The organism is Bacillus sp. PK6-025, assembly GCF_056530265.1.
Genome location: NZ_CP096509.1, coordinates 33,945 through 58,604, shown reverse-complemented (window position 1 = coordinate 58,604; position 24,660 = coordinate 33,945). Strand labels below are relative to the sequence as shown.

Annotated in this window: 24 protein-coding genes, 2 rRNA genes and 2 pseudogenes; 1 reads left to right on the top strand and 27 read right to left on the bottom strand. The window is 44.9% G+C overall.

The annotated features are described in order from the left end of the window. Positions 1-293: 293 nt before the first annotated feature. From spoVG to metG, 12 genes and pseudogenes are all read right to left on the bottom strand, one after another. Entirely contained in the window at positions 294-587 is a 294-nt protein-coding gene (gene spoVG / locus M1D67_RS00320) for a septation regulator SpoVG (RefSeq protein ID WP_003178198.1), read from the bottom strand. Positions 588-767: 180 nt separating this feature from the next. Next, entirely contained in the window at positions 768-1,145 is a 378-nt protein-coding gene (gene ridA, locus M1D67_RS00315; protein ID WP_020449807.1) for a 2-iminobutanoate/2-iminopropanoate deaminase, read from the bottom strand. After that, positions 1,143-1,996, bottom strand: a pseudogene (purR, locus tag M1D67_RS00310) (pur operon repressor); the annotation flags it as partial. The pseudogene purR and the gene ridA, both read right to left, overlap by 3 nt. A gap of 56 nt (positions 1,997-2,052) precedes the next feature. Then, positions 2,053-2,922, bottom strand: a complete 870-nt coding sequence (gene ispE / locus M1D67_RS00305) for a 4-(cytidine 5'-diphospho)-2-C-methyl-D-erythritol kinase (RefSeq protein ID WP_025809574.1) — start codon at positions 2,920-2,922, stop codon at positions 2,053-2,055. Positions 2,923-3,217: 295 nt separating this feature from the next. Beyond that, on the bottom strand, positions 3,218-3,403 hold the full coding sequence (locus M1D67_RS00300) for a small, acid-soluble spore protein, alpha/beta type (RefSeq protein WP_003178189.1): 186 nt from the start codon (positions 3,401-3,403) through the stop codon (positions 3,218-3,220). 156 nt (positions 3,404-3,559) lie between these two features. Next, positions 3,560-3,820, bottom strand: a complete 261-nt coding sequence (gene veg / locus M1D67_RS00295; RefSeq protein ID WP_003178187.1) for a biofilm formation stimulator Veg — start codon at positions 3,818-3,820, stop codon at positions 3,560-3,562. Positions 3,821-4,044: 224 nt separating this feature from the next. Then, on the bottom strand, positions 4,045-4,926 hold the full coding sequence (yabG, locus tag M1D67_RS00290) for a sporulation peptidase YabG (RefSeq protein WP_023855980.1): 882 nt from the start codon (positions 4,924-4,926) through the stop codon (positions 4,045-4,047). A 159-nt stretch (positions 4,927-5,085) separates the two neighbouring features. Next, positions 5,086-5,964: a 16S rRNA (adenine(1518)-N(6)/adenine(1519)-N(6))-dimethyltransferase RsmA gene (rsmA, locus tag M1D67_RS00285; protein ID WP_020449803.1), complete on the bottom strand. Its 879-nt coding sequence runs from the start codon at positions 5,962-5,964 to the stop codon at positions 5,086-5,088. Next, positions 5,957-6,517, bottom strand: coding sequence for a ribonuclease M5 (rnmV, locus tag M1D67_RS00280; protein WP_020449802.1), 561 nt, complete (start codon positions 6,515-6,517; stop codon positions 5,957-5,959). Before rnmV ends, rsmA begins: the two co-directional genes overlap by 8 nt. A gap of 167 nt (positions 6,518-6,684) precedes the next feature. Then, positions 6,685-7,881: a G5 and 3D domain-containing protein gene (locus M1D67_RS00275; RefSeq protein ID WP_256164621.1), complete on the bottom strand. Its 1,197-nt coding sequence runs from the start codon at positions 7,879-7,881 to the stop codon at positions 6,685-6,687. A 244-nt stretch (positions 7,882-8,125) separates the two neighbouring features. Next, positions 8,126-8,893, bottom strand: coding sequence for a TatD family hydrolase (locus M1D67_RS00270; RefSeq protein WP_256164620.1), 768 nt, complete (start codon positions 8,891-8,893; stop codon positions 8,126-8,128). A gap of 85 nt (positions 8,894-8,978) precedes the next feature. Then, positions 8,979-10,967 carry a methionine--tRNA ligase gene (metG, locus tag M1D67_RS00265; protein WP_256164619.1) on the bottom strand — a complete coding sequence of 663 codons (1,989 nt, stop codon included), beginning with the start codon at positions 10,965-10,967 and terminating at the stop codon, positions 8,979-8,981. Between the two features lie 507 nt (positions 10,968-11,474). On the opposite strand from metG, the gene M1D67_RS00260 reads away from it, so the two are divergent. Next, positions 11,475-11,765 (top strand): AbrB/MazE/SpoVT family DNA-binding domain-containing protein, encoded by a 291-nt coding sequence (locus M1D67_RS00260; protein WP_085959887.1) that lies wholly within the window; start codon positions 11,475-11,477, stop codon positions 11,763-11,765. Between the two features lie 49 nt (positions 11,766-11,814). On the opposite strand, the gene rsmI is transcribed toward M1D67_RS00260, so the two are convergent. From rsmI to M1D67_RS00185, 15 genes and pseudogenes are all read right to left on the bottom strand, one after another. After that, a complete protein-coding gene (gene rsmI, locus M1D67_RS00255; protein ID WP_123032510.1) occupies positions 11,815-12,690 on the bottom strand; it encodes a 16S rRNA (cytidine(1402)-2'-O)-methyltransferase in 876 nt (291 codons plus the stop codon). Next, positions 12,665-12,958, bottom strand: a complete 294-nt coding sequence (locus M1D67_RS00250; protein ID WP_023855982.1) for a GIY-YIG nuclease family protein — start codon at positions 12,956-12,958, stop codon at positions 12,665-12,667. Before M1D67_RS00250 ends, rsmI begins: the two co-directional genes overlap by 26 nt. Further along, a complete protein-coding gene (locus M1D67_RS00245; RefSeq protein WP_020449796.1) occupies positions 12,945-13,688 on the bottom strand; it encodes a tRNA1(Val) (adenine(37)-N6)-methyltransferase in 744 nt (247 codons plus the stop codon). Before M1D67_RS00245 ends, M1D67_RS00250 begins: the two co-directional genes overlap by 14 nt. A 64-nt stretch (positions 13,689-13,752) precedes the next feature. Further along, positions 13,753-14,115, bottom strand: a complete 363-nt coding sequence (gene yabA, locus M1D67_RS00240; protein WP_020449795.1) for a DNA replication initiation control protein YabA — start codon at positions 14,113-14,115, stop codon at positions 13,753-13,755. Between the two features lie 14 nt (positions 14,116-14,129). After that, a complete protein-coding gene (gene ricT / locus M1D67_RS00235; protein ID WP_020449794.1) occupies positions 14,130-14,957 on the bottom strand; it encodes a competence/sporulation regulator complex protein RicT in 828 nt (275 codons plus the stop codon). 2 nt (positions 14,958-14,959) lie between these two features. After that, positions 14,960-15,949 carry a DNA polymerase III subunit delta' gene (holB, locus tag M1D67_RS00230; RefSeq protein WP_020449793.1) on the bottom strand — a complete coding sequence of 330 codons (990 nt, stop codon included), beginning with the start codon at positions 15,947-15,949 and terminating at the stop codon, positions 14,960-14,962. A gap of 11 nt (positions 15,950-15,960) precedes the next feature. Continuing rightward, positions 15,961-16,401, bottom strand: coding sequence for a YaaR family protein (locus M1D67_RS00225; protein WP_020449792.1), 441 nt, complete (start codon positions 16,399-16,401; stop codon positions 15,961-15,963). A gap of 11 nt (positions 16,402-16,412) precedes the next feature. After that, positions 16,413-16,742, bottom strand: coding sequence for a cyclic-di-AMP receptor (locus M1D67_RS00220; RefSeq protein ID WP_003178156.1), 330 nt, complete (start codon positions 16,740-16,742; stop codon positions 16,413-16,415). Positions 16,743-16,816: 74 nt separating this feature from the next. Further along, complete coding sequence (gene tmk, locus M1D67_RS00215; RefSeq protein ID WP_020449791.1) at positions 16,817-17,455, bottom strand: dTMP kinase; 639 nt, start codon at positions 17,453-17,455, stop codon at positions 16,817-16,819. Beyond that, entirely contained in the window at positions 17,452-18,894 is a 1,443-nt protein-coding gene (locus tag M1D67_RS00210; RefSeq protein ID WP_479831532.1) for an aminotransferase class I/II-fold pyridoxal phosphate-dependent enzyme, read from the bottom strand. The genes tmk and M1D67_RS00210 overlap by 4 nt, the downstream gene beginning before the upstream one ends. A gap of 139 nt (positions 18,895-19,033) precedes the next feature. Next, positions 19,034-20,228: pseudogene (locus tag M1D67_RS00205) on the bottom strand (toxic anion resistance protein). A gap of 16 nt (positions 20,229-20,244) precedes the next feature. Further along, positions 20,245-20,862, bottom strand: coding sequence for a 5-bromo-4-chloroindolyl phosphate hydrolysis family protein (locus M1D67_RS00200; RefSeq protein ID WP_023855986.1), 618 nt, complete (start codon positions 20,860-20,862; stop codon positions 20,245-20,247). A gap of 212 nt (positions 20,863-21,074) precedes the next feature. Beyond that, positions 21,075-21,266 (bottom strand): sigma factor G inhibitor Gin, encoded by a 192-nt coding sequence (locus M1D67_RS00195; protein ID WP_020449787.1) that lies wholly within the window; start codon positions 21,264-21,266, stop codon positions 21,075-21,077. Positions 21,267-21,435: 169 nt separating this feature from the next. Continuing rightward, a 5S ribosomal RNA gene (rrf, locus tag M1D67_RS00190) occupies positions 21,436-21,551 on the bottom strand. A 132-nt stretch (positions 21,552-21,683) separates the two neighbouring features. Continuing rightward, a 23S ribosomal RNA gene (locus M1D67_RS00185) occupies positions 21,684-24,613 on the bottom strand. Between the last annotated feature and the right edge of the window lie 47 nt (positions 24,614-24,660).

Genomic DNA, 24,660 nt, shown 5'->3' with positions numbered 1-24,660 from the left:
CTCCATTATCCCTATTATCCATAGAAAAATATATCCTAAATATGAGTTGATTTCAAGCAAGCCAAAATGAGAAATCGGAAAATCAAGACAGCATATTTTGGATATTCAGAGTATATTTAGGATTCACTGATCAGGGAGACAAATTGATTCCTTCGGGATGGGATTCTCAAACCGCCATATGTTTTACCTCCTGTTTCTGTTATACGCAATCACAAACCATATATTGTCATTTTATTATGATAAGATTATTTTTTTTCAAAACAAAAAGGGCTTATCCATAAGCCCTTCTTTTTTTAAGAAGCTCCAGCTTCTTCATATTCTATTTCCTCAACGTCACCCAAACGATGATATTCATTTAACACCGCGTCCTGAATTTTTCCGCGGGTGCTTGAGTTGATTGGATGAGCGATATCACGAAATTCTCCATCAGGTGTACGCTTACTTGGCATCGCAACGAAAAGACCATTGTTTCCATCAATTACACGAATATCATGCACTACAAATTCGTGATCCAGCGTGATGGATGCAATCGCTCTCATGCGACCATCGGTATTCACGCGGCGTAATCTTACGTCGGTAACTTCCACAGTAGTTCACCACCTTTTCCCAATATAAAAACATTAGTGTAACTATTCAACGGTTTTTTTTGTTTTCCTGCATAATTAAAAATATTTTTGTAATATTGGGATAAAAAAACACTGAATTGACAAATTTTCCAAACAAAAAAGATGATTTTGGAGACCAAAACCATCTTTTCGGAGTTTTTTCTATTTTACTAATGCGACGACTTCTATTTCAACGAGCGCGTCTTTCGGCAGCCTTGCCACCTCAACACATGATCTCGCCGGTTTGTGGGTATCGAAGTACTGTCCGTAAACTTCATTCACCTCTGCGAACTGATTCATATCCGCCAAAAACACAGTTGCTTTGACGACAGTCTCCAGAGAGGCGTTCGCTTCTTTCAGCACGGCTTTTAAATTGCGGAAAACTTGATGCGTCTGTTCTGTGATGTCTCCAGTCACCATTTCACCCGACGGGGTCAGTGGAATTTGCCCTGAACTGTAAAACATATTATTGACAACAATTCCTTGTGAATACGGTCCGATCGCCGCCGGTGCTTCTTTTGTCTGAACAACCTTTGTCATCTCAAACTCCCCATTTCCTATTCATTGTCTGCAAAAAAACGCTGAAAGTTTCCGTTTTGGATTTCCACCTTTTTTTCCTTCATATCAATTTCAGAAAGAGTCAAAAGGGACATGTACTCATCGACCAGCCGCTCCTTGACTCCCTGAGCCTCCACAAGAACACCGATGCCTGCTACATGGGCATTGAATTCCTCGAGAAGATTGATCATACCGTTGATCGTTCCTCCCGCTTTCATAAAGTCGTCTATAATCAAAACGCGCGAGCCCGTCTGCAAGTTGCGTTTTGCAAGAGACATCGTCTGAATGCGGTTGGAAGATCCAGACACATAGTTAATGCTGACCGTTGAACCTTCAGTTACCTTATTGTCTTTTCTGACGACCACTGTCGGCACATCAAGGTAGCTGGCTACCGCATATGCCAGAGGAATTCCTTTTGTCGCCACCGTCATCACGACATCGATCTCCCTGTCTGAAAAAGCTGAAGCAAAAATCTTGCCGGCCTTCGTTAATACAGAGGGCTTGCCAAGGATATCGGTTAAATACAAATATCCGCCGGGCAATATCCGTTCCGAATCGATCAATGACTCACCGAGCGACTTTACAAATTCCTCCGCTTCATCGCGTTTTACCTTTGGAATGTATTTAACGCCGCCTGCTGCTCCCGGCACGGTCTGAAGCGTCCCGATCCCCTGCTGCTCGAAGGTCTGCTTAATAATGGTTAAATCTTCACTAATGGATGATTTAGCAGATTGATACCGTTCTGAAAAGAAGGTTAATGGCACTAAGACATGCGGATGGGTCAACAAATAATTTGTCAGATCCACCAATCTGCCGCTTCGACGAAACTTCATGCACTTACCTCCAAAATCCGAATATTTTTAAAAATAATATAACTTAACATACGGATTTAATCAAGTTCATTTTGTTCTCCGATCATCCGCACCGCATAAACCTGATCGCAAAACCCTCTTAATCCGTTATAGATTCTTTGTACTTTTGATTCGTATTGAACCAATCCGAACACAGTGGGGCCGCTCCCGCTCATCAGCACAGCATCGGCGCCAAACCGCTTCATTTGATTTTTGATCATCGCGACTTCGGGATGCATATTCAATGTAACAGATTCGAGAACATTGCCGAGTTTGTCGCACATTTTTTGAAAATTCTTCTCTTCGATCGCAGAAATCATACCTTGAACATCCGGATGTTCAATCTCATCGACTTTCAGCTGCTTGTACACTTCTGCAGTTGATACGCCGATCGTCGGCTTTGCCAGCACAACCCAGCAGTGCGGCGGAGTCTCGATATGACGGATTTTCTCTCCTCTTCCCGTTGCAAGAGCCGTTCCTCCATGTACGCAAAAGGAGACATCAGATCCGATCTCAGCGCCAAGCTCAGCCAGTTCATTCATCGAAAGCTTCAAATCCCACAGCCGGTTCAGCCCTCTGAAGACGGCAGCCGCATCGCTGCTTCCTCCCGCAAGCCCCGCAGCAACGGGAATCACTTTCGTAATAAATATAGAAACACCTTTTTTAATGCCGTATCGTTCTTTCATGAGCATTGCAGCCTGATAAGCAAGGTTTCGCTGATCGTCGGGAACAAAGCGGTTATGCGAGGAAACCGTTACTTTATCTTCTGCCAGCTCGGTTAATTCAATCCGATCCGCCAAATCAATTGTCGTCATGACCATCTCTACTTCATGATACCCATCTGGACGTTTGCGGCGAACGTCGAGCGACAAATTAATTTTAGCCGGCGCCTTCTCTAAAATACGCAATCCATTCACCTACTTCTCCATCTAAACATAAGTATCCACATTGTAACATATTTTGAAGTACAGGACGTACAAATGCATGCGCCCGCGCAGGACGCCGCGCCTTTAGCATGCGTTCATCCTTACAAGTACAAATGCATGCGCACGTGCAGGACACCGCGCTCTTAGCATGCGGTCATTCCCGCAGATCGCGATTGCCCCCTTCAGCGAATCCTCAAGGCGTTTGCAGCACCTGATCGGCTGAATGCAGATCAATGAAAAAAACGGAGGACAGAAGCGCCCTCCGTATGTCACTGTTTTAATGATTTTGCTGGTTTTGAGCCATATGCTGTTCGGCTAATTCAATGGCCCTCTTCACCATGTTACCTGCGTCTCTGGCCCGAATTCCGCCCCAGCCCTCGGTTTTTACCGTGTCGTAAAATCCAAGATCCTTAGCCAATTCATTTTTGAATTCCTCTGACATGATGCTTCGACGTCTGCCCATGCGAAACAGCCCCTTTCAAGTATCATACCATCCGTCTGACTCATCATAAAACAAGTGACATGTATTAGCTTTGCTCGATTTGGGCAGAACTTCCCCGAAAAATTCTGGATAAAAAAAGGCAAAACAAAAAGCAGCAAACATAAAGTCCGCTGCTTATTAAAGGGCTACTGAGCTGGTTTTATCATCAGAAAATCTCAATTCAACCGTCTCAGTAAGAATATCCGCATAACTGTATGAAACTCTTTCAAACGAATTCTCGTCTTGGTCTAGTTGTATCACAAAAACAGAAGGGTACGTCTCAGCTAAAATGCCCGAACGCTCAATCGTTTTTCGGCGGCCACCGTTTGCTTTTAACGTCAGCCTTTTTCCCAAATGTCCATCAAGCGATCTTTTAATATCGGACAACGTTTTCGCCATTGCATCCACCTCACTATATTCAGTATACACCAGAAGCCCATTTTTGTCAAATAAAATTTAAATTATATCAACGTTCATAAGCCTCTGTCAATAAAATATTTGTGACAAATTATACGCCGACTTTCCCTTATTTTCCTCATTTTTCGTTTCATTATGTATGTTTTTTTAAAAAAAGGTAAAAACATTCGGCTCCATGGCAAAAACCCGCCATCCGGCGGGCTCGTTTAATCGTTTTCTTTTGTTTTATATGGCATTCCGATTCGCAATACGCCTCGCGTCTCAATGCCTCCGAGTCCCTTTTCCCTCGTCAGGGTGTTTCTGAGCACTTCCCAGACGTTAATGCGGTCCATAAACGGAGTGAAGCTGATTTTTGCGACTATATAGACCGGATCAAGCGCATGGATGTTGACTCTTGACGGAGAGCTTGCAAAATTTGCACCGGCTCTGATCAGTGATTCAAAATGGGACTGGCATGCGCCTGCAAAAATGACAAGCTGATCAAGATGGGGAATTTTTTTTCTCGCTTTTTGAACGGTTTCGATAAAATCTTTTGAATGCCTGTAGGCATCCAGATTGTTAATATCACCCTTCTGTTTAGAATAGGCATCGTGTCCGGTGATGACGAGAAGATCCGGGCGGTACTCATCGATCAGTTCCTCGATGACCGATGACATTTTCTTTTCATAACAATGAATGCCGTATACAGGAACCCCGATCTTTTCATAGAGCGCCAGACATTTTTTTAAATAAGCCGAATCCCCGTCTAAATGAAGGACTCTTCCAGGCATATGAAAGTACTGCTGTTGATTGTTATATTGGTTTGTGGCGCGGTACTCATGTTTATTGTGAAGGAGTTTGTAATCCTGGCGGAGAAGATCGAGGGATTCCTTCATTCTCGATTCTTCTTCCCGCTTTCTCATCTGCCGCTCAGCCTCGCGGACCATCTCCAGGTCCGTTAAATATGCGTCAGCGATTAATCTGACCTCATCTCCGTGCAAAACGGCCACAGGTTCTCCATTTGCCGATTGATCAATTCGTATAATTCGAAATAAGATATCTCTTCGATAAGATTTTCTGACGACCATATCGCCTATTTTAAATTGCATGCTTTTCACTCCACACATAGACTAAGCCCCATCCTGATGAATATAAAGCAATGAAAAGTAAAGGTGCTTCTTTAGCCTATGTGCCCGCCCTTCAAGTGGTGAACGGATGACAAGCCTGATCAGGCTTAAAGCCCGGCTTCAAATAAAAAAAGCCCTCCATTAAAGAAGGACTGCTCTCAAGCGGTCAGATAAGACGGCGAACTCTTCAATGCTCAGCGATTCTCCGCGTCGTTTTCCGTCGATTTGTGAATCCTGAAGCGCTCTTTCAATTTTTGATTTATTCTCTTTGCCATTCGGCAGGTTGTTAACGAGGTTGTTGAAAAGCGTTTTTCGGCGCTGTGCAAAGCTGGATTTTACGACTTGAAAGAAAAAGGCTTCATCTTGAACCGCGACAGCCGGTTCTCCCCTCAGCGTCAGCCTGATGACCGCGGAATCCACGTTAGGCTGAGGGACAAATACAGTCTTTGGCACATTCATGACCGTTTTGGCTTCGGTATAAAACTGAACCGCGATGGAAAGGGACCCGTATTCCTTTGTAGAAGGTTTCGCAGCCATTCGGTCCGCTACCTCTTTTTGAAGCATGACGACGATCCCTTTCAGCGGCAGATTTTCTTCTAAAAGCTTCATGATGATCGGAGTCGTGACGTAATACGGGAGGTTGGCGACAACCATCACCTCATCGCAGTCTTGAAACTGCTCGTCCATTACCGCCCGGACATCGGCTTTCAGGACATCCTGGTGAATGACAGTCACATTATCATACGGAGAAAGCGTATCTTTTAAAATCGGCAGGAGCCTTTGGTCGATTTCGAAGGCCGTCACTTTCTTCGCACGCTTTGCCAGCTGCTCGGTCAATGCCCCGATCCCCGGACCGATTTCAATCACGCCGGTACGCTCCGTCACTCCCGCATGGTCGACAATTCTGTCCAATATGTTCGTATCAATCAAGAAGTTCTGCCCCAGGCTTTTTTTGAATGAAAATCCGTATTTATTGAGAATTTCCTTAGTTCTAATTGGGGTGGCGATATCTTTATTCATGCTCTTCCTCCCGCAGCACAACATCCAGTGCGCTTAAATAATCACTCTTTTTGATCTGAAACATTTGCAGCCGCTTTTGAAGCTGTTTCCCATTTGTATAGCCGATATTCAATATCTCGCCGAGCCGCTCCCGCCTTTGTTTTGCCAGAGGGCCCCCGATCAGGCCGGCTTCGATTAAATCCCGAGCCTCAATCTCAGGTTCCGTCGCCTCCATTTCCTCCTGAACGGTTTTTAAGCATTCGCGGATTGCCTCAAGCGAAGCATGTTCAACACCGATTCCGCGCTTATTTTTAGGCTTTGCCAAATGCTTGGGTAAAAATGCATGCTTGCAGCCGGGGACTTTTTCTGCAATCGTTTTTCTGATTTTTTCCCCCGGGAAATCAGGATCGGTTAAAATAATGACCCCGCGCGTTTCCTGGGCAAGCCGAATCCGTTTGATGACGTCTTCCCCTATGGCAGATCCGTTCGTTTCAATCGTATCAGCATCAACAGCCGATTTGATTTTTGCTGTGTCATCACGGCCTTCGACAACAATGATTTCTTTAATCTTCATTTCTTCCTCCGTATAGTGAAAAACCTTTTATTACATTTTTAAAATTATTGAAACCTTTTTGTAATAAAACCGTCTAATTAATTAGAAAACAAGATGGATCTATTATAACCAAAAAAACAGAGGGCGCAAAATCCCTCTGCTTATATAAGAAGCGTAATAAATGATATTTAGTTCAACACCTTGATTTTAACTCTTTTGTTACCCCAGCGGTAAGCTGTAGACTTACTCGGAAAGAATACATCGATTTTACGGCCTTTGATGGCTGAGCCTGTATCGGCTGCAACCGCGTAGCCATATCCTTCTACATGTACTTTAGAACCCAGCGGAATGACGCTCGGATCGACAGCGATCACTTTAGCACCCGGATTATTTTTCAAGTTAACGCCGGTCGCAGTGTGGCCAGAGCATCCGTTGCAGCTTGCCGTATAAGCTGTAGAGGATACATAAAATTCTTTTCCTGAGGATTGATTTCCGCGCGATACATTCGCGCTGACTGTAGCCACTGCGGCTTGCTTTGTACCGACAGCAATGATTTTGGCTTTGCTTTCAGCGGCTGTTTCCTCTTTAACCAGTTCTCTGGAAACTTCCTTGCCGTTTTTCATAACAACGGCATAGTGCTTTTTAAGCTTGCCATGTTTACCGTCCCGTACAACTTTTTCTTTCCCCTTTTCAAGTGAATCGTCCTCTTTTTTGCGGACTTCAAAAGGGATGTTCTCTTCCACTACATCGGTGACTTTTTTGATACGAGTAATGTGAATCGCCTGATCTTTTGTCAGCTTTTTATCAAGCGCAGGCTTAACTTCATCATCGCCTTTTATGCTGATCTTATGATGTTTTAAAAAGTCAGCGACCGTAGTCGAAGTCGTCCATATATCTTTATCTTTACCGGCATCCTTTACGGTTACTTTAAAAGCCCTTTGCAAAGTCAGCTTCATGTCTTTCGTTATTTCTTTATCAACTGAGGGTTCAATTTGATCGTGTTCCGCCAACTCTAGATTTAAATCTTTCAGCAGTTTGCCGACAGTACCCGCTGTTGTCCAGATTTCTTTTTCCTGTCCGTCGACCGCGAAATGAACAGGTTTTGCGGCAACATACTCAACATTCGTGTTCGCCGTTAATTTTGTATCTTCAGCGGGAGAGATGTGATCTTCTTTCCTCGTCTCGATGTCTAAGCTTTTCAGCAGTTCACCTACGGTTTCAGCATTCGTGCGAACATTCTGCTTTTTCCCGTTTATCGAAATGGTGACTTGCTGTTTAGCGAGCTCATGTGCTCCGTAAGCAGTTCCGCTTCCTGCGACAAGCAGTCCAGCAGCAATCAGTATCCATCTGCTTTTGCTAAGCTTTACGGAAAACAGCTTTTTCATTTTTTGTATGATGAAAAACGCCTCCTTCTCCTCGGGGAGATTATATAGAGTATCTACAAGCCTGTCAACCCTCCTCTCTATTTCTCCGCAAGCCCGCCATCTCTTTTATTATGGGAAAACCACCTCATAAAAGAAAGAAAGACTTGTCGACAAAGATATCCTATGAGTGCAAACAGACATGTAGAACTTTTTAGAACCGTCCCCCGAAGAGACAAGCTTGAACAAGGCTCGATATCAAATCGTGTCAGCTGATGCCGAAAAGTTTTTTTGCATTTTCTGTGGTGATGGCCGCTACTTCTTCATAAGTCATCCCTTTCAATTCAGCAATCTGTTCGGCGACAAGCTTCACATAGCTTGGTTCATTCCGCTTTCCTCTGTATGGATGCGGCGTTAAATACGGGCAGTCCGTCTCAATTAAAAGTCGGTCATTTGGTATTTGTTTGACCACTTCCTTCGGCTTTTTGGCATTTTTAAATGTGACGGGACCGCCGAAAGATAGGTAGAAATTCATATTTATGCACTCTTGTGCAATTTCGGCGCTTCCGGTATAACAGTGCATGATCCCGCCGACTTCCTCGGCCCCTTCTTCCCGCAAAATAGAAACGACATCCTCTGTTGCATCACGGTTGTGAATCACGATTGGCAAGCCGACTTCTTTTGCCAAAGCAATCTGTTTTCTGAACACCTCTTTTTGAACGTCCTTCGGCGACTTATCCCAATGATAATCAAGTCCCATTTCACCGATCGCCACAACTTTATCATGGGCAGAGAGGTCTTTGATCCAAGCCAAATCTTCATCGGTCATATCAATTGCATCAACCGGATGCCACCCGATGGCAGCATAAATAAAATCGTATGCTTCAATCAATTCCATTGCGCGCTTAATCGTCGGACGATCGAATCCCACAACAACAATGTGCTCCACTTTTTCTTCCTTTGCCCGAGCAATGACTTCTTCCAAATCCTCATTAAATTGCTCGGCATTTAAATGTGCATGTGTATCAAATAACATCAAAATGCCACCTTTTTTTAGATATTGTCGAAAAAACAAAAGGTGTTCGACGAAATGTTACACGTGGAACACCCTTTGCCAACATTTATTTGATTCGCGTTCCGTTTGATAATGAACTGTCTACCGCTGCAAGCGACAGAACGCCGTTGTCTTCTCCAGCCAATATCATGCCTTGAGAAAGTTCTCCTCTTAGTTTGACCGGTTTTAAGTTTGTTACACAAATGACTTTCCGGCCGACAAGCTCTTCAGGTTTGTAGTGCTTGGCAATTCCTGAAACGACCTGGCGTTTTTCAAAGCCCAAATCAAGCTGAAGCTTTAACAGACGGTCCGCTTTTTTGACGGGTTCGGCATGGATGACTTCAGCCACTCTCAGCTCCGTGCTCATAAAATCTTCTATCGTGATTTCCGGAAGCCTTTCAATTGCTTTTTCCTCTTGTTTCGGTTCTTCTTTTGGAGCCGTTCCCTGCATTTTTGATTTGATATAAGCGACTTCGTCTTCCGCTTCAAGACGCGGGAACAACGGTTCTCCTTTTTGAACTTTGACCGATTTCAGCTGGCCGAAGCTTTTAATGCTGTCCCAGGTTTTCAATGACGCATCCGTAACACCGAGCTGTGCAAAAATCTTTTCAGGCGTCTGCGTTAAGAACGGCTGCAGCAATACAGCAGTGATGCGCAACGACTCTGCCAAATGGTACATGACCGATTGAAGATCTTTTTCTTTGTCCTTATCTTTTGCCAGTACCCATGGGGCTGTCTCGTCAATGTATTTATTCGTTCTGCTGACAAACTGCCACAATGAAGAAAGCGCTACAGAAAACTCCATATTTTCGATCGCCTGTTCGTACGCTTCAATTGTCTTTTGTGAGAATGATGACAACTGTTCGTCAAAAGCGGTAACCGGGCCTTCGTATGACTGAACCCGGCCGTCAAAGTATTTGTTGACCATGGCGACCGTTCTGTTTAACAGGTTGCCTAAATCATTCGCTAAATCATAGTTAATCCGCTCGACAAATCCTTCCGGTGTAAATACGCCGTCAGAACCGAACGGCACTTCGCGGAGAAGATAATAACGCAATGCATCAAGTCCGTATTTGTCGATTAATGTGACTGGATCGACCACATTTCCTTTTGATTTAGACATTTTTCCGTCTTTCATCAGCAGCCATCCGTGGGCAAAAACTTTTTTCGGCAGCGGAAGGTCCAATGCCATCAGCATAATCGGCCAGTAAATGGTATGGAAACGGACGATCTCTTTACCGACAAGATGAACGTCTGCCGGCCAATATTTTTGATAATTTTCATCGTTTGCCGTATTAAAGCCAAGTGCCGTAATGTAATTAAACAGCGCGTCTATCCAAACATAGATGACATGCTTCGGGTTGCCGGGCACTTTTATTCCCCAGTCGAACGTCGTCCGGGAAACAGCCAAATCCTCAAGACCCGGTTTAATAAAGTTGTTGATCATTTCATTTTTGCGGGATTCAGGCTGAATGAATTCAGGATTTTCTTCATAGAAAGCGAGCAGCCGGTCCGCATATTTTCCCATGCGGAAGAAGTAAGATTCCTCTTTGATTAACTCAACGGGATGGCCGCTGTCAGGACTTTTTCCTCCGATTACCTCGCCTTTTTCGTTTCGCTCAACATCAACGAGCTGGGTTTCGGTGTAAAACGTTTCGTCAGGTATGCTGTACCAGCCTTCATACTCATCAAGATATATATCACCATTGTCAAGCAGCTTCTGAAAAACCTTTTCGATCACGTTTTTATGACGTTCCTCTGTCGTCCGTATGAAATCGTCATTGGATATGTCGAGCTTTTTCCAAAGCTGCTGAATGTCTTCTGCCGCACGATCGACCAATTCCTGCGGAGTAATATTTTCCTTCTCCGCCGTTTGCTGGATTTTTTGTCCGTGCTCATCTGTACCTGTTAAGTACCTGACATCAAAGCCTCTCAGTCTTTTATACCGAGCCATCGCATCACCGGCAACGGTTGTGTAGGCATGTCCAATATGTAGCTTTCCACTTGGGTAATAAATGGGTGTAGTGATGTAAAACGTATTTTTTTCTTGCGGCATGATGGAACCTCCCAATTAAAATGTCAAAAAACTCCCGCCCAAAGGACGAGAGCGGCATGTGTATTCATTCAGTATATACTCAATATATAATCCCTCTTTATATGATACCATCTTAGCCTTCAAGTTCAAGAAAATATACATTGTCGATCCATCATGAATACGGTCGATTACAAATTTTTTAACAGAAAGAAATATTATACTTCGACAAAAAAATGCTTTCATTGTCGAATAATGTCGTATATAATCGATATGAGGAAAAACCTTAGTTCGAAAGTCTTGATTTAAGGGCTTTTTTTTGATTGATCCTACTGTTTTATCATCTTCATTTCCCTTGTTACATCAGTTCTTCCAAGGTCTTTTGACTATATGATCTAATTTTTACAAACAATAGAAAAGAAAATGATTGACGTTTATTGGAAACCTTGTTATGCTAGGACTGTAAGGATTTTGTCGAATAATGACGAAGATAATAAACACCTATAAAAATAACAATCTTTCGGGAGGAGAATGAATATGAAATCTACAGGTATTGTACGTAAAGTTGATGAGCTAGGACGCGTGGTGATTCCGATCGAACTTCGCCGTACGCTTGGAATCGCGGAAAAAGACGCTCTTGAAATCTATGTAGATGACGAAAAAATCATCTTGAAAAAATATAAACCAAACATGACTTGCCAAGTTACAGGTGAAGTTTCTGATGACAACCTTAAACTTGCAGGCGGTAAATTGGTTCTTAGCCCTGAAGGCGCTGAGCAAATCATTAACGAAATTCAAGCACAACTTCAATCTCAAAAATAATTATTTTGATTATACAAAAACCGCTCTTGCCGAAGCAAGGGCGGTTTTTTTAGTTTTGAATATGATAAGCGTCATAAATCTTCCGTTTCGGAACGCCGCGGTCTACCGCGGTTTTTTTAATGGCTTCTTTTGAATGGTATCCTTCGCTGATATAATGTTCGACATGTTCTTTTTCTGAAAGGTTCTCCCACCAGAACGATTCTTCGATCGTTTCTTCACGGCTTCCCTCGATCACAAGGCAAAACTCTCCGCGCACCTGTTCCTGTTCAGCCCATGTGAGTGCTTCTTCGATCGAACCTCTGATAAACTCTTCAAATTTTTTCGTGAGTTCCCTTGTCAATGCGATTTGCCGGTTGCCGAATACCTCTCTGATGGCTGACAAGGTTTCTTTCAGCCGATGCGGGGACTCGTAAAAAATCATCGTCTCCTGTCTGTTTTTCAAAGCCTCGAGCTGTTTTTTCCTTTCCCGTTTGTTACGGTCCAAAAAACCGAAAAAGAAAAACGGCTGCGGCGCAATGCCTGAGGCTATCAGTGCGGTCAAAGCGGCATTTGCACCGGGCAAAGGCACGACATAGCCGCCCATTTCGATAAAATCGCGGACGATTTCAGCCCCGGGGTCAGATATTGTCGGCATTCCGGCGTCACTGACCAGCGCGACATTTTTACCTTCTTTCAGCCATTCCAAAATTTTGTGTCCGCTGCTTTCTTTATTGTGTTCATGGTAGCTGACAAGCTGTGTCTCGATTTCGTATACATGGCACAATTTCTTCGTCTGCCTCGTATCCTCCGCAGCGATAATGTCCGCCTCTTTCAACACAGAAACCGCTCGAAATGTCATATCCTCCAAATTGCCGATGGGTGTCGGAACGAGATATAACATGCCCATGTCTGATTTTTGGTCAAAGCTCTTTTGCCGGTTGATAATCAACACCCTCCCGTCTTTTTTCTTCTATATAACGTTCTTTGTTCTTTCTCGATAATTTTTTAAAATAGTATTCGGCCTGCATCGCCTCTCGCTTTGTTGAAAAGCACTCTGCATAATGGAGTTTTACCGGCAGCCTTGCCCTCGTATACTTCGCGCCTTTCCCTTCATTATGGGTTTTCAGGCGCTTCTCGATATTGTTTGTATAGCCGGCGTACAAGCTACCGTCCCGGCACGAAAGCACATAAAAATAATGGCTACTCGTCTCCATATAAAATCTTCCTTATTTCAGGTGTATATTGATCTTGTTCATCATATACGAATAAAGGAGGCAGAATTTTCAGGTCAGGCCGGCCGTCTTTTATTCCTTCCACTAAAATGGTGTTGGCCTCTTTACTTTTTTTCGGGTAAACAAACTGGACGCGCTTCGGCTCGATTTGGAAGGCCTTCATCAATTCAAAGATTTCGAGCAGCCTCCCCGGCCGGTGAACGAGAGCGAGTTTGCCGCCCTGCTTTAACAGCTTGCTGCTGACGCGAACGACGTCTTCAAGCGTGCAGTAAATTTCATGTCTGGCAATGGCCAGATGTTCATTTAAGTTTTGCTCCGTTTTTTGCGGCGTCTTGAAATAAGGAGGATTGCATGTGACGACATCAGCTTTATTATATCCGAGCACCTGCGGCATATTGTTCAAGTCGTCCCTGATGAGATGAATCTGTTTTTGCAGGTTGTTGTATTCCACGCTGCGGAGAGCCATGTCATACAGCCTTTCCTGAATTTCCACCCCGGTGATCGCGGCTTTTGTGCGGGTGCTGAGAAGCAGCGGAACAATCCCGTTCCCTGTGCACAGATCAATGATGTTTCCTTTTTGTATCGGAACATATGCAAATTTCGACAGCAGAACGGCGTCTAAGGAAAACGCAAAAACTGTCGGGCTTTGCACGATTTTCATATCTTCTGCAAGTAAATAATCCAGTCGTTCATCGTCTTTTAATTGAATCATGTCTTTTCCCTTTCCTAAACACATTGTACCGTTAAAAAGGCTTCCGTTCCGCCGGAAGCCTTTCTTATTTTTTATTTAAGAACGAGAGGCAGAACAGGCAGTCTCCTTCTTTGCGAACACTTCCGTAATGGATGTTGCAAATATGGAAACCCTCCTGATACAGGCGCGCCAAATTATCATGGCCTTCTCCAATATCAGCATGCCCTGTCTTTTCTGCTTTTATCTCTTTTTCATCGGATTTTGCGTTTTTTAGCCTTTGATCCGTTTCCTCCAGCCTCTTGCGCAAATGCTCGTTTTCAAGCTGTAAATGATTGTTTTCTTCAATCATTTCCCCGATATGCTGCTTGAGATCTCCAAGCTGGCGGTAAAGGGACCCGATTTGTTCTTCTAAACTTATCACTGTATCAAACAATTCTTTTTTATCCAAGGTTTCACACCTCGTTAATCTGTGGTTTGTGCAGATACGACACCTTCTTGCAACAGCTCATCCCACGTATATTCAACGACTTTGTCACAGTCTGTCAGTTCAACTTGGAGAATGCGTTCAAGAATATTCAAGCCGACGACTTTTGCCGGGCCGTTGGACGTGGCGATCACTTCCCCAATATCCGGAAGCTGTTCTTTTGCTGTTTCGTATTCATCGTTTTCATATTTCAGACAGCACATCAGCCGTCCGCATAGTCCGGAAATCTTCGTCGGATTCAGCGACAGATTTTGATCCTTTGCCATTTTAATAGACACGGGCTCAAAATCACCTAAAAATGTGGAACAGCAAAGCATTCTTCCGCACGGTCCGATGCCGCCCAGCATCTTCGCTTCATCCCTGACGCCGATTTGCCTCAGTTCGATTCTCGTTTTAAAGATTGACGCCAAATCTTTGACGAGTTCTCTAAAATCGACTCTTCCGTCAGCCGTAAAATAAAAAATGACTTTGTTGCGGTCAAAAGTGAATTCCACATCGACCAGCTTCATCTCAAGGCCGTGCTCGTTAACCTTTTTCTGGCAGACATCAAAGGCGGACAGCGCAGCTTCTTGATTCTCTTCAACGATCAGGCGGTCGCGCTCATCCGCAACTCTGATCACTTTTCTTAAAGGCAGTACGACATCGTTCTCGTCTACTTTCTTGTTGGCGATGACAACCTGCCCGTATTCAACACCGCGAACCGTTTCGACGATCACACAGCTGTCTTTATCTATCTGAAATCCGTTCGGATCGAAATAATATATTTTGCCCGCTTTTTTAAAACGGACACCAATAACGTTGTACAAGCTTATCCCTCCTGCAGCATTAAAACCAAGTGCTCCATTAATCCTTGAGCATTCACATTGGAATAAAGCCGTTTTTTTGCTTCTAAAACAGCAAGTATCTGGTTTGTCACTCTTTGTTGTGTTGTTTGCAGCGCATGCTGTTTTAATGATTGGAATAAGTCCTGAAATAGTATTTTATCTTCATGTCCCAACTGAATGGACAACACGTCGCGATATATAAATAAAAGCATATCAAGACCCATTTCTTGGTGGTCTTTCTCCTTGAAAAAGGGCATCCACTGATCTTGAATATAGAAAAAAGCATGTCCTTTTCGCTGGTGTAAGACTTCATACAATTTTATCACTTTCGCTCGCGACTCTGCAAACTGATCATTTCGACTCAATTCGAGCGCTTCCGATAAATTGTTTGTCATATTCGACAAAAGGGCAGCAATATTCGGTGAGACCTCTTGTTTGATCAGTTCCTTTTCAATTGATTCGGGCTGCAACGACTGAAAGGATAAAACTTGGCATCTCGATATGATCGTATCGAGCAATTTTTGCGGCTGTTCCGTTAAAAGAACAGCGATTGTATCGCTGCTCGGCTCCTCTAAAAACTTCAGAAGGCTGTTCGCCGCATTGACCGTCATTTGATCGGCATGGGAGATAATGTACAGCTTTTTATGCGATTCCAAACCGGTCTTTGAAAACTCTTCCTGAAGCGCCTGAATTTGTCCCTTTTTAATCGAAAGTCCGTCCGGATGCACGACGTGAACGTCCGGATGGTTTCCTGATTCAATCCGCTGGCAGTTCCGGCACGACTCACATGGCTCCGCCCCGTCTTCAAGGCAAAAAAAGCTTTTTGCCAGAAGGGTTGCCGCGTCTAATTTGCCCGTCCCTTTGCGCCCTTCAAATAAATAGGCATGGGCAAGCCGGTTTCTTTCTATACTATTTTGCAAAAGCTTCATGACCCGTGGCTGAAGCTTCTGCATTTCTGTCCAGGTTGTAGCCATACCATCACTCTCTATGTGTAAAGGTTTATCAGTAAACCCTTGATTTCGCCAATCTGTTCTAAAAGTTCGATAGAAGATTTTTCTTGGTCCATCAGGTCCTCTGTTAATTGCACAAGCTTTTCGTCCAGTTCTTTTACAATGCTCAATGTCCGGCTGTTTCCGTACAGATCGAAGCTTCTTGAATTCTCCACCGTCAGCCCGTTTTCAACGGTCTCTTTTACAAATCGTTTGATCAAGCCTTTGAATCTGGCCAAATCCTTGAAGTTCCTCGACTTTGATAAGCGTTTTCCGAACGCTTCAATATCTGTTAAAAGCATTGTCAACTGTTCAACTCGTAGCTTGCCGCTTTGTATATTCATCTTCTCTTTAAATGAAGCAGAAACGTTTTCTCCTCTTGCAGGCGGAGTCTGCTGTTTCTCTATCATTGTACGCAGTTCTTGACTTATTTTCATATCCTCAACCCTTAAAATTGATGGAATTGCTCGATCGGCAGTACAAAAACGGTTGCTCCGCCCACTTCAACTTCAACGGGATAAGGAACATATGAATCGGCATTTCCGCCCATTGGAGAAACAGGGGCAATCAGCTGATCGCGCTTGCTTCCGTTTTCTTTTATCAAGCTTAAAGCTTTGTCTACTCGAATATCATCTACACCCAACATGAAGGTTGTGTTTCCCGATTTCAAAAAGCCGCCGGTTGACGCCAGTTTAGTCACGCGAAAATTGTGATCGGTTAAAGCCTTTAAAAGCCTATTGCTGTCTTGGTCTTGAACAACAGCGATAATTAACTTCATATGAAAAGCCCCCTTTTGGATGGAAACACTTAAGGATACTCTTGCTACCATTATAACAATGAATGGTAAACAGGTCACAACTGATTTTCTTTTAATGCTTCCTTAATGATGTTATTTACCCTTTTTAACACATGTTCAACATTCTGACTGGCATCCACGATCCGAAATCGGCCGGGAAACCGGTTCATAACTTCTTTATAGCCTTTTTGAACAAGCTGATGAAAATGGAGTTTTTCCAGATCAAGCCGGTTCTTCTCTCTGGCATGATTTATATTGATCCGCTTCATTCCCTCTTCCGGGTCGATGTCGAAATAAATCGTCATATTAGGCATCATATTGCCGATCGCAAATTGATTAACAGAAAATACTTCATCAATGCCGAGTCCCCTGGCATACCCCTGATAAGCAAGTGAACTGTCGATGAACCGGTCGCATAAGACGATTTTTCCTTTTTCAAGCGCCGGTTTTACTTTTTCGACAAGGTGCTGCCTTCTTGCGGCTGCATATAATAAGGCTTCGGTTTTTGGATCCATAGCCGTATGACTTGGATTTAAAATAACCTCGCGAATTCGTTCAGATATTTCAATGCCGCCCGGTTCTCTTGTCGCGAGAACAGAATAGCCGTTTTTCGTCAATTGGTCTGCCGCAGCCTGAAGGATTGTCGTTTTCCCCGCACCTTCAGGCCCTTCAAAAGTAATAAATAATCCGTTCATGATTTCTCCTCTTCTATATATACAGTTAATTGCTTTTGTTTGAGCTGATTGCTGCCCTGAATGTGTACATTCAGGTCGACGAGCCGCGTCAGCCGGCTGATCGTCTCTTTTGTTATTCTCTCACCCGCCATAATCAACGGAATACCCGGAGGGTACGGTATGACCGGTTCCGCGCTTATTCTGCCCGCGGCTTCCGTAAAAGGAACCGATTCTTTTTTGAAGGCTGACAACTTGCTTTTCCGGTAAGGCAAAGCTGTGACTTTTTCAGAAGGGATTCCGATTCCGGCAGGATAATCGTGTTGAACAGCTGTATCTCTGATTTCTTTGCCGATTGTGCTGATCAGTTCCGGCGCAGGCTTGTTTTTTCCTTCAAGCGGCAGGATCAACAGGACTTGCCTTTCATCTGCCAATTCAGGATGGATGCCGTTTGCTTCAAATATGGATTTCAGTTCAAAACCGGAGTGGCCATACGCTGATCTGACAGACAGCTTAAGCGGATCTTGCTGGATACCGGCATCAGCCGGCTCGACGATCTCGGCTCCGTTTATTTGAGAAAAGGCTTCTCTCATGTTGAGGAGCTCTTTCTCAATATCGGCTGTTCGATTTGTTTTCAAGATATTTTCGGCGTATGCCCTAGCTATATCCAAAGATGCCATGATTGGATAAGAAGGACTGCTGCTTTGAAGTACAGAGAGATAGTATGCCAGTCTGTCCCTGTTCACCCTGCGGCTGTTAATATGCAGATAAGATCCCATTGTCATCGCCGGGAGCGTTTTGTGCGCAGACTGAACGACAACATCGGCGCCCGCTTTCAGCGACGACTGGGGAAATGGATGGTCCAGCACAAAATGAGCGCCGTGAGCCTCGTCGACTAGAACGGGAATGTCGTGTTGATGGGCCTCTTCTATGATCGGCTTCAGATCAACAGCATGTCCGTAGTAATTGGGATATGTCAGCACGATTCCTTTAGCGTGCGGATATTGTGAAATTGCATCTTTTGCCGTTTCGTACAATATATGTGTGGGAACGGCCATCGCCTCATCAATTTCCGGCGTCAAAAAAACCGGATGGGCGCCTGAAAGTTCAATCGCATGAAATACAGACTTATGGCAGTTCCGCTGAACAAGTATCGTGTCACCCGGCTGACAAACAGCCATGATCATCGCCAGATTCCCGACGGTCGAACCATTGACGAGAAAAAAACTTTCTTCCGCGCCATAAAGCCGCGAAACTAAATCCTGCGCTTCTTTGATGACGCCTGATGGCTCATGCAAATCATCCAGACCCGTCAGTTCAGTTAGATCAACTTTGAGAATCGTTTCGAAAAAGATTTTCGCTTCATCAAAAAAGACATCTCCATTGTGATGTCCCGGAACGTGAAAAGAATAATGATGTCCTTCAGCATGGTTCACCAATGCTGTATATAAAGGTGTCTTCATATAACCGATCCTTTAGTCATCTTCTCTATTTTCTTCGTCACCCTCGTGCTCCCGGGTGACGGTATGACATTCTGCATTTATTATACCCTTCAAGGCGGATTACATAAAGGGCGGACGTTTTGGTAAATGTTTATCTTGCTTATGATAAACGGTTTTGGTTTTCTTTCATGTCCAGCAGCTTAGCCTTGAGACCATCTTCCATTGCCCTTATTTCTTCTTCTGCCTGAAGGCGCTTTGAACGGCCTTCTTCTTGAATTTTAAGCGTCTCCTCAAGCGTTCCGATCAGATTGTCCTGCACTTGTTTCAATGTTTCGATATCGATAAAGCCGCGCTCATTTTCCTTGGCAGTTTCGATCGTGTTGGCCTTCAGCATCTCGGCATTTTTCAAGAGCAGTTCGTTTGTTGTGGCTGACACCTTTTTTTGAGCTTCTACGGCTCGGCGCTGCCTCAATAGAGTAAGTGCAATAGCAACCTGATTTTTCCAAAGAGGAATTGCTGTCGTAATCGATGATTGGATCTTTTCCGCCAGCACTTGATTTGTGTGTTGGATCAAACGGATTTGCGGGGCGCTCTGCAGTGTAATTTGTCTGCTCAATGTTAAATCATAAACCCGCTTTTCCAGCCGGTCGGCAAACTGAATCATATCATTTACATCCTGAACGGCCATATGATGATGTTCTGTTTTCGATTTCTCTTTTAATTCGGGAATGGTTTGATGTTTTAATTCTTCAAGCTTCAGCTGACCGGCTGCAATATAGACATTCAGCGCTTCATAATATTCTTTATTTTTTTCATACAGCCGTTCGAGCATCTTATTATCATTGATCAGCGTGCTTTTGGAATGCTCAAGTTTTACGCTGATTCTGTCTATTTGGGCGCCGGTTTTTTGATACCTTGATAAGACTTCTTGAACAGAATGGGATACTCTTCCGAAAAAAACGGGAAAAAAAGTTCCTTTTTTCAGTTTTCAATTCATCAGGGCTGACCTGTTCAAGCTTTTTCATTAGGTCGCTTAAGACCTGCCCAATTTCACCAATATCTTTTTTTTGGACGTGCTCAAGCATCTCGTGTGAAAAATTCAAGAGTTTGGATTGAGCTTGCGTTCCATACAGAGTCATGCTGTCATGTTGTTTTGGATCGATCTGTTCGGCCAGTTGGAATGCCTGCCGGCGTTTTTCTTCGGATAACGTATCAACCAGATTTACTTGCTGCCCGCGGTGTTCTTCCTCCATGCCGGAAACAGACTTTTCTCCTTGTCCAAAAGGATCGGAAAGCAAATCATCAATTTTAAGCTGTGCGCCAGTTTTGTGTAACGATGGTTTATATTCGCTCATTTTCAGCTTTCCTCCGTCAGCCTTTTTTCATTGAATGCTTTGCGACGTCCAGTTCAAACTCCAAGTGGTCAATGTCTGTTTTCAGCAAGTCATAAAGGTCGTCTTCCAATTGCTTGGCAAGCTTATCGATCATCATGCGTGTTTCGCTTAAAGAAACTTCAAGCTTCGCATTACGTTTTGGCTGTGACGCCAAAAACGCATGCTTTTCCGTCAGTTCAACAATTGAATCAAGGCTTTGATAATAAAAGCGTTCAACCTGGTAAAAACGCTTTGGTTCGTTCTTTGTGATGCTGTAAATTTTTCTGACGATACGGAGAATTTCTATATTTTGTTTAATCGTTTGAATGTTTTTGACTGCGAACAAGGCTTTTCTTAACCGGGCGATTTTCAGCTTAGCTTCCCGCAGATTTTGCTTTATATAGGTATATTCCCGCCGTGTAAGCTGGTTTTCTTTTAAAAACAAATAGGTTCCGTACCATTTCCCGCCAAGATAAACGGCAACCCAGGTTCCGGCTGCATAAGCGGAAGACAGCAGAAAAGTCTGGTTAAGCGCGAAGAAGCTGGTGAACCAAAGGAGCACGGACAATGCACTTGCAGCAGTTGCACGAAGCATAAAATGAAGAATCGGTTTCATTACACCACTACTCCTAATATATAAATTTCTTTTTTTATGATAAATCGGTCGTTTCTTTATACTACTTTCTTATACGGATATCGGCTAAACAAAGTTTCAGCTCGAAAATCATGGTGTATAGCAAAAAAGACACCTTAACCGTGTCTTCATCACTTTCATTATACCTTTGATCCATACAGACTTAAAGGCTTAAAAAAAAGACCTAAAACGGTCTAAGAATATAATGGCGGTGTCCGGAGACTCTTTAATTTTTTGACATAGTCAGAGTACTCAGGATCTGATGTTGATGTAGATATAATCTTTTTCTCACAATCCGAACATAAAAATTTCGTATAAAGGTGAATGCCTTCGGTTTTATTTTCCTCACAAATGATACACGTTTCCCCATGATTAGACTTACTCATCCATTCCACCTCCATGGGTTTCAGTATGCCCAAAGAACAACATTTGTATACAAAATTAAGAATGTTTTTGAAGGTTAGATTAGTATATGTAGTCAGGAAAGGTTAGGTGTTTGTATCAATGAAGTTCCGACAAAAAAAGACCAGCTTATATAAGCTGGTCTTTTTAAGTGCTTGGCGGCGTCCTACTCTCACAGGGGGAAGCCCCCAACTACCATCGGCGCTGAAGAGCTTAACTTCCGTGTTCGGCATGGGAACGGGTGTGACCTCTTCGCTATCGCCACCAAACTATTGCCTTCAGGATGAAGGTACTGGGCGTTCCTCACAGGATGTGAGGGCCTTTAGCCGAGTTTCCTTGCCTTTGGCTTTTGAGAGGCATTCTCTCAAAACTAGATAACGGTCAGACGATTCACAAACATTTAGGTTAAGTCCTCGATCGATTAGTATCTGTCAGCTCCATGTGTCGCCACACTTCCACCTCAGACCTATCAACCTGATCATCTTTCAGGGATCTTACTTCCTTGCGGAATGGGAAATCTCATCTTGAGGGGGGCTTCATGCTTAGATGCTTTCAGCACTTATCCCGTCCGCACATAGCTACCCAGCGATGCCCTTGGCAGAACAACTGGTACACCAGCGGTGCGTCCATCCCGGTCCTCTCGTACTAAGGACAGCTCCTCTCAAATTTCCTGCGCCCGCGACGGATAGGGACCGAACTGTCTCACGACGTTCTGAACCCAGCTCGCGTACCGCTTTAATGGGCGAACAGCCCAACCCTTGGGACCGACTACAGCCCCAGGATGCGATGAGCCGACATCGAGGTGCCAAACCTCCCCGTCGATGTGGACTCTTGGGGGAGATAAGCCTGTTATCCCCGGGGTAGCTTTTATCCGTTGAGCGATGGCCCTTCCATGCGGAACCACCGGATCACTAAGCCCGACTTTCGTCCCTGCTCGACTTGTAGGTCTCGCAGTCAAGCTCCCTTGTGCCTTTACACTCTGCGAATGATTTCCAACCATTCTGAGGGAACCTTTGGGCGCCTCCGTTACCTTTTAGGAGGCGACCGCCCCAGTCAAACTGCCCACCTGACACTGTCTCCCCGCCCGATAAGGGCGGCGGGTTAGAAGGTCAATACAGCCAGGGTAGTATCCCACCGATGCCTCCACCGAAGCTGGCGCTCCGGTTTCCAAGGCTCCTACCTATCCTGTACAAGCTGTACCAACATTCAATATCAGGCTGCAGTAAAGCTCCACGGGGTCTTTCCGTCCTGTCGCGGGTAACCTGCATCTTCACAGGTACTATAATTTCACCGAGTCTCTCGTTGAGACAGTGCCCAGATCGTTGCGCCTTTCGTGCGGGTCGGAACTTACCCGACAAGGAATTTCGCTACCTTAGGACCGTTATAGTTACGGCCGCCGTTTACTGGGGCTTCAATTCGCACCTTCGCTTACGCTAAGCGCTCCTCTTAACCTTCCAGCACCGGGCAGGCGTCAGCCCCTATACTTCGCCTTACGGCTTCGCAGAGACCTGTGTTTTTGCTAAACAGTCGCCTGGGCCTATTCACTGCGGCTCTCTCGGGCTTGCACCCTAACAGAGCACCCCTTCTCCCGAAGTTACGGGGTCATTTTGCCGAGTTCCTTAACGAGAGTTCTCTCGATCACCTTAGGATTCTCTCCTCGCCTACCTGTGTCGGTTTGCGGTACGGGCACCTCTCACCTCGCTAGAGGCTTTTCTTGGCAGTGTGGAATCAGGAACTTCGCTACTATATTTCGCTCGCCATCACAGCTCAGCCTTACGGGAAACGGATTTGCCTATTTCCCAGCCTAACTGCTTGGACGCGGATATCCAATACCGCGCTTACCCTATCCTCCTGCGTCCCCCCATTGCTCAAATGGTGAGGAGGTGGTACAGGAATATCAACCTGTTGTCCATCGCCTACGCCTTTCGGCCTCGGCTTAGGTCCCGACTAACCCTGAGCGGACGAGCCTTCCTCAGGAAACCTTAGGCATTCGGTGGAGGGGATTCTCACCCCTCTTTCGCTACTCATACCGGCATTCTCACTTCTAAGCGCTCCACGAGTCCTTCCGGTCTCGCTTCACAGCCCTTAGAACGCTCTCCTACCACTGTTCGTAAGAACAGTCCGCAGCTTCGGTGATACGTTTAGCCCCGGTACATTTTCGGCGCAGAGTCACTCGACCAGTGAGCTATTACGCACTCTTTAAATGATGGCTGCTTCTAAGCCAACATCCTGGTTGTCTAAGCAACTCCACATCCTTTTCCACTTAACGTATACTTTGGGACCTTAGCTGGCGGTCTGGGCTGTTTCCCTTTCGACTACGGATCTTATCACTCGCAGTCTGACTCCCAAGGATAAGTCTTTGGCATTCGGAGTTTGACTGAATTCGGTAACCCGGTAGGGGCCCCTAGTCCAATCAGTGCTCTACCTCCAAGACTCTTACCTTGAGGCTAGCCCTAAAGCTATTTCGGAGAGAACCAGCTATCTCCAGGTTCGATTGGCATTTCACCCCTACCCACACCTCATCCCCGCACTTTTCAACGTGCGTGGGTTCGGGCCTCCATTCAGTGTTACCTGAACTTCACCCTGGACATGGGTAGATCACCTGGTTTCGGGTCTACGACCACGTACTCATGCGCCCTATTCAGACTCGCTTTCGCTGCGGCTCCGTCTTTTCAAACTTAACCTTGCACGGGATCGTAACTCGCCGGTTCATTCTACAAAAGGCACGCCATCACCCGTTAACGGGCTCTGACTACTTGTAGGCACACGGTTTCAGGATCTCTTTCACTCCCCTTCCGGGGTGCTTTTCACCTTTCCCTCACGGTACTGGTTCACTATCGGTCACTAGGGAGTATTTAGCCTTGGGAGATGGTCCTCCCGGATTCCGACGGAATTTCACGTGTTCCGCCGTACTCAGGATCCACTCAGGAGAGAACGAAGTTTTGACTACAGGGCTGTTACCTCCTATGGCGGGCCTTTCCAGGCCTCTTCATCTACCTCGTTCTTTTGTAACTCCGTACAGAGTGTCCTACAACCCCAAGAGGCAAGCCTCTTGGTTTGGGCTGTTCCCGTTTCGCTCGCCGCTACTCAGGGAATCGCATTTGCTTTCTCTTCCTCCGGGTACTTAGATGTTTCAGTTCCCCGGGTCTGCCTTCTCATATCCTATGAATTCAGATATGGATACTGCTCCATTACGAGCAGTGGGTTTCCCCATTCGGAAATCTCCGGATCAAAGCTTGCTTACAGCTCCCCGAAGCATATCGGTGTTCGTCCCGTCCTTCATCGGCTCCTAGTGCCAAGGCATCCACCGTGCGCCCTTTCTAACTTAACCGTTAAAAAGAATCACTACGTGATATCTTGCATTACGAATTGAATGTG

What these genes read in the sequence shown, in the direction of transcription:
- yabG (WP_023855980.1), bottom strand. Translation starts at nt 4,926, where the DNA reads ATGCAATTTAAAATAGGCGATATGGTCGTCAGAAAATCTTATCGAAGA.
- rnmV (WP_020449802.1), bottom strand. Translation starts at nt 6,517, where the DNA reads ATGAAGATTAAAGAAATCATTGTTGTCGAAGGCCGTGATGACACAGCA.
- veg (WP_003178187.1), bottom strand. Translation starts at nt 3,820, where the DNA reads ATGGCGAAAACGTTGTCCGATATTAAAAGATCGCTTGATGGACATTTG.
- rsmA (WP_020449803.1), bottom strand. Translation starts at nt 5,964, where the DNA reads ATGAATAAAGATATCGCCACCCCAATTAGAACTAAGGAAATTCTCAAT.
- M1D67_RS00245 (WP_020449796.1), bottom strand. Translation starts at nt 13,688, where the DNA reads ATGATTCAATTAAAAGACGATGAACGACTGGATTATTTACTTGCAGAA.
- holB (WP_020449793.1), bottom strand. Translation starts at nt 15,949, where the DNA reads ATGGCTACAACCTGGACAGAAATGCAGAAGCTTCAGCCACGGGTCATG.
- metG (WP_256164619.1), bottom strand. Translation starts at nt 10,967, where the DNA reads ATGCCGCAAGAAAAAAATACGTTTTACATCACTACACCCATTTATTAC.
- M1D67_RS00275 (WP_256164621.1), bottom strand. Translation starts at nt 7,881, where the DNA reads ATGAAAAAGCTGTTTTCCGTAAAGCTTAGCAAAAGCAGATGGATACTG.
- M1D67_RS00250 (WP_023855982.1), bottom strand. Translation starts at nt 12,958, where the DNA reads ATGGAGACGAGTAGCCATTATTTTTATGTGCTTTCGTGCCGGGACGGT.
- M1D67_RS00225 (WP_020449792.1), bottom strand. Translation starts at nt 16,401, where the DNA reads ATGAAAATAAGTCAAGAACTGCGTACAATGATAGAGAAACAGCAGACT.
- tmk (WP_020449791.1), bottom strand. Translation starts at nt 17,455, where the DNA reads ATGAACGGATTATTTATTACTTTTGAAGGGCCTGAAGGTGCGGGGAAA.
- M1D67_RS00210 (WP_479831532.1), bottom strand. Translation starts at nt 18,894, where the DNA reads ATGAAGACACCTTTATATACAGCATTGGTGAACCATGCTGAAGGACAT.
- M1D67_RS00220 (WP_003178156.1), bottom strand. Translation starts at nt 16,742, where the DNA reads ATGAAGTTAATTATCGCTGTTGTTCAAGACCAAGACAGCAATAGGCTT.
- M1D67_RS00300 (WP_003178189.1), bottom strand. Translation starts at nt 3,403, where the DNA reads ATGGGCAGACGTCGAAGCATCATGTCAGAGGAATTCAAAAATGAATTG.
- M1D67_RS00260 (WP_085959887.1), top strand. Translation starts at nt 11,475, where the DNA reads ATGAATATGAAATCTACAGGTATTGTACGTAAAGTTGATGAGCTAGGA.
- M1D67_RS00270 (WP_256164620.1), bottom strand. Translation starts at nt 8,893, where the DNA reads ATGTTATTTGATACACATGCACATTTAAATGCCGAGCAATTTAATGAG.
- ridA (WP_020449807.1), bottom strand. Translation starts at nt 1,145, where the DNA reads ATGACAAAGGTTGTTCAGACAAAAGAAGCACCGGCGGCGATCGGACCG.
- M1D67_RS00195 (WP_020449787.1), bottom strand. Translation starts at nt 21,266, where the DNA reads ATGAGTAAGTCTAATCATGGGGAAACGTGTATCATTTGTGAGGAAAAT.
- M1D67_RS00200 (WP_023855986.1), bottom strand. Translation starts at nt 20,862, where the DNA reads ATGAAACCGATTCTTCATTTTATGCTTCGTGCAACTGCTGCAAGTGCA.